This window comes from Kitasatospora sp. NPDC059817 (assembly GCF_042731835.1).
Taxonomy (GTDB): Bacteria; Actinomycetota; Actinomycetes; order Streptomycetales; family Streptomycetaceae; genus Kitasatospora.
This window is the reverse complement of record NZ_JBHWIR010000338.1, coordinates 1-4,396: the sequence shown is the minus strand read 5'-3', so window position 1 is coordinate 4,396 and position 4,396 is coordinate 1. Positions and strand designations below refer to the sequence as shown.

General features: G+C 77.4%; 2 protein-coding genes and 1 pseudogene. All 3 read left to right on the top strand.

What is annotated here, in order from left to right:
* Nucleotides 1-83: 83 nt before the first annotated feature.
* Nucleotides 84-2,777 (top strand): lantibiotic dehydratase, encoded by a 2,694-nt coding sequence (locus ACFV61_RS34755; RefSeq protein WP_380496094.1) that lies wholly within the window; start codon nt 84-86, stop codon nt 2,775-2,777.
* 94 nt (nt 2,778-2,871) lie between these two features.
* Nucleotides 2,872-4,035, top strand: a complete 1,164-nt coding sequence (locus ACFV61_RS34750; protein WP_063345887.1) for a lantibiotic dehydratase C-terminal domain-containing protein — start codon at nt 2,872-2,874, stop codon at nt 4,033-4,035.
* A pseudogene (locus ACFV61_RS34745) lies at nt 4,032-4,396 on the top strand (hypothetical protein); the annotation flags it as partial. The gene ACFV61_RS34750 and the pseudogene ACFV61_RS34745, both read left to right, overlap by 4 nt.

Here is a 4,396-nt window from a genome sequence, read left to right as displayed (position 1 = left end):
CACCCGGGGCGGCCGCACGCCAGGGCCGAGACGAGCAGTACCCAGGTCTGTCCGCCCCACGGGTCCGTCGGAGGGAGCCCGCCATGCCGCACCGAGCCCTGACCCACCCCGCCCGGCCGCAGGAGGCCCCGGCGCCGCCACCCGTCAGCACCGCGCCGTACACCCTGGTGCGCGCCACCGTCCTCGCCCGCCCCGCCCAGTCGGCCCCGGCCGCCGTCGTCCGGGCCCTGCTGGCCCGGCTCACCGCCGTCGAAGCCGCGGACGCCGCCCTGCGGCCCGCCCTCTGCGACGACCTCCACGCCGGCCGCGCCGGCCACGGCGAGGCGTTCCACCGGCAGGTCGTGCTCCCCTTGCGCCGCGACCTGCACAACGGGCGCCCGCCGCGCGCCGCCCTGCTCGCCCGGCTCGCCGACCTCCCCGCCCGAACCCCGCGCCTCGCCGAGTGGCTGGAGCTGCGCGCGCGGCGCACCAGCCTGCTCGACGACCTCGCCGCCGCCGTCGCGCCCGCACTGGCCGCCGAACGCGCCGCCCTCGCCGAACTCTGCCGCTCACCCGCGTTCACCCGTGCCGTCGCCCTCACCAGCGCCGACCTGCTGCGCGCGGTCGGCAACACGGCGCGCGACGGCGGTGCGGCGGGGGAGCGGCGGGGCCGGGCGCGCAAGGAGGAGGCCGCGGTGCTGCGCCACGCCCTGCGGGCCACCAGCAAGACCAGCCCGCTCTCCTGGTTCACCGCCGTCGGCTGGGCGGCGGGCGGCGACACCGCCCCGCGCGCGGTCGTCAAGGAGAACCGGACGCTGGTCGGAGCCCTCGTCCAGGCCCTGCTCGACGAACCCCGTCGCAGTCGCACCCTGCCGCACCGGATGGCCAGCGCCGCCCGGATCGACGGCGACCGCGCCCGCTACGCCCGCACCCGGGTGCTGTTCGCCGGCGGCCGCTACCTGGTCACCCGCGAGGAGGAGGTCGAACTCGCGGCCCGCTCCGAACTGGCGCTCCTCGGCGCGCTCTCCGACACCCCGGACACTCCGGCCCGGCTCACCGAGCGCCTCACCGCCGCCCTCGGCCGCGCCGGCGGCGACCCGGCCGTGCACCGGTTCGTCGGACAACTCCTCGACGCCCGGCTGCTCGTGCCCGCCGACCCCGTCGATCCGCAGGACCAGGACCCGCTGCGACGCCTCGGCGACTGGCTGCGGCAGTGGCCCGAGGACGCCGACCTGAGCCGACGCCTCCACCAACTCTCCGATCACACAGCCCAGTTCCATACGACCCAGGCGGAGCGGCGCCCGGCGCTGCTCGCCGCTCTCGCCGCCGACTGGCGCCGGCTGCTCGCCGACGCCGGTCGGCCCGTCCCGCCCGGCGCCGCGCCCCTCACGGTGCTCACCGAGGACGTCCACGCCGCAGCGCCGCCGCGGCCCCGGCTGGAGCCTGCCCGGCCGATCCAGCCCGGCCCGCGGTCGACCGGACACGACCTGGACGGCGCCGACCGGGCCGCGCTCGGCGAACTCACCGCCCTGGCAGAGCTGTTCGACCTCGGCCACCTGATGCGCCGGGCGGCCCGGGACCGCTTCGTCGCCCGCTACGGCGTCGGCGGCGTCTGCGTCACCCCGTGGGAGTTCGGCGCCGATGCCGGCGAAGCCTGGGCCGACGCAGGACGGACCGCCGGACCGCCGGAACTGCGCCTCCTGCGGGAGGAGTTCACCGCCACACCCGTGGTCGACGGCGAGCTGCTGCTGCCCACCGACCGGATCCGCGCCCTGGCCGCCCGCCTGCCGGACTGGACCGCCGCCCGGCCGCTCAGCTACTCCTGGTTCGTCCAACACGACCTCGCCGACGGCCTGTTGTGCGTCAACCACGTCTACGGCGGCTGGGGGCGCTTCACCAGCCGCTTCCTCGACGCCGGCACGCCACAGGCCGCCGACGTCGCCCGGCAGATCCGCCGCGGCCTCGGCGACGGCGCCCGCGCCGCCCAGATCCGCCCGGTCGGCGGCTTCAACGCCAACCTCCACCCCCGGCTGCTCGCCGACGAGATCGGCCCCGACCGCCGCTGGACCAACCTCGCCGAACCGGACCTCGACCTCGTCCACGACCCCGCCACCGATCAGCTCCGGTTCCGGCTGCGCACCACCGGTGAAGCCCTCGACGTGCTCTACCTGGGCTTCCTCGCGCCGATCATGCTGCCGCAACGGCTCGCACCCCTCCTCGCCGACCACCCCAACGGCATCGTCGACTTCCGCCCGCTGCTGCCCCGCACCACCCTGCCCGCTCCCGGCGGCACCGTCACCCGCACACCCCGGTTGCGCTACGGCCACGTCGTCCTCGCCCGCCGCCGCTGGCACCTGCCCGCGGCCGTCCTCGACGCCCTGCGCGCCGACCTCGCCGCCGAGACCGGCCCCGGCGACGTGCCCGCGGCCACCGCCGCCCGCTGGCGGGCCCTCCTCGACCTCCCCGAGCAGCTGTTCCTGCACCCCGTGCCGGACGGCCCCGCAGCCGGCCCCGCAGCGGGTCACGCCGTCGACGCCTTCATCGCCCGGCTGCGCGCTCCCAAACCGCAGCCGGTCGACCTGGGCAACCCCCTCCACCTGCACCACCTCGCCAAATGGCTCACCCGCCACCCCCGCGGCGTCGTCCTCGAAGAGGCCCTGCCGGCGCTCGGTGGCCGGCCCCGGCCGACCGGGGCCGTGGAACTCGTCGCCGAGACGTACCGCCCTGCCCGGCCCACCGCCGTCCCAGCGGGGCGTGGGGTGACCGCCCGGACAGGGCCCGGCGGCAGCCAGTGGTGAGCGGCCGCCGCACCGGGGCCGCAGCGGAGACGAAGTCCCATCCGTGCAGGCCCATCCGTAGAGGTCCATCCGTGCAGCGTCGAGGAGGCGTTCGATGAGTGATCCGGCCGGTGGCCCGCGGGCCGTGACGGCGTGTGACGTGGTCCTGTACTACTACCAGCCCACCAAAGCCCGGGCGTTGCGCGAGGCCGTGCTGCCGTTGGCCCGGCAGGCGGCGGGGGACGGCCTGGGCGTGCACGTCGAGCGGCACTGGCGGTTCGGACCGCACCTGCGCCTGCGGCTGTCCGGCCCGGCCGACCGGGTGGCCGCCGCGGCCGAGCGTTCCGCGGCGGCGCTGCGGGCGTGGACGGCCGCCCATCCGTCCGTCGCGGACCGGACCGACGCCCAGGTGCTGGCGGAGGCGGCCGTCGCCGGGCGGGTCGAGCTGGTCGCGCCGCCCTACGGTCCGCTTGTGCCGGACAACACCGTCCGGGTGGAGCCCGTCGAGGCCGGGGCCGCGACCTCCCTGGACGCGCTGCTCGGGCCCGACGCGGCGGCCCTGCGGGACGAACTGCTGCGACTCGGACTGCCCGCCGTCGGCTCCGCCTGCGACTTCCTCGGGGCGCACGGCGACACGCCGCAGGCCAGGGTCCAGCTGGTGGCGGCGGCGCTGGCGGCGCACGCGGCCGCCCACCCGGACGGGCTGATCGGCGGTCACTACTCCTTCCTCTCGCACCTGGAGGACTTCCTCGTCCACGAGGATCCGGACGGGCGGCTGCGGGACGCGTTCGAGCGGCACTGGGAGGGGAGCGGCCGGGCCGTCACGGCACTGGTCGGCCGGATCGTCGACGGCGGGGCGAAGGGCTGGGAGCGGGACTGGGCGCGCTGGTCGGCGACGGCCTGGCGCCGGGCGGAGGAACTGCTGGCGGCCGGGGCCGACCTCGGCGGCGACCGGTCGGAGTACCGGGACCGCGCCGCCGCGCTCGGGGACCGGGCCACCGCCGAACGGTGGAACCCCGAACTGCGTACCGTCTACAGCGAGTTCCACCAGCTGCTGCACCGGTCGGACCCGGCGGGCACGATGTGGAGCCGCCCCGACTACCTGATCTACCGGGCCTGCACCAACGGCCTGTACAGGCTGCTCGCGATCTGTGACGTCCGGCCGGTGGAACGCTACCTCGCCGCCCATCTGGTGGTGCGCAGCGTGCCGGAGCTCACCGGGCACCAGTGGCGGGACCGGGTCGACGAGGTGATCGCCGTGGTCGAGGGGGCGGCGTGACGGCCCCGGAGCCCCGTCCCCGGCTGCGCCCGGGCGTGGCGGTGACGCCGCTGCGCGACGGGCTGCACCTGCGGGGGCGCGGCACCAGCCTCACCCTGGAGGGCAGTCGGGCGCTGCCGGCCCTGTGGAAGCTGCTGGAGGCCCGGCTGGGACCCGAGGCGGACGGGCACCCGGAAGCCGTTCCGGCCCGGGTGGAGGCGGCGCTCGCCACGGTGACCGCACGCCTGCGCGAGTACGACCTGCTGGTCGACCACCCGGGCCGCCCCGGGAACGCCGACCACCCCGACCGCGCTGACCACCCCGACGGCGCCGACCGGCCGGGCCGCCCCGATGGCCGCGAACTCCCGCTGTGGCCCGCCTC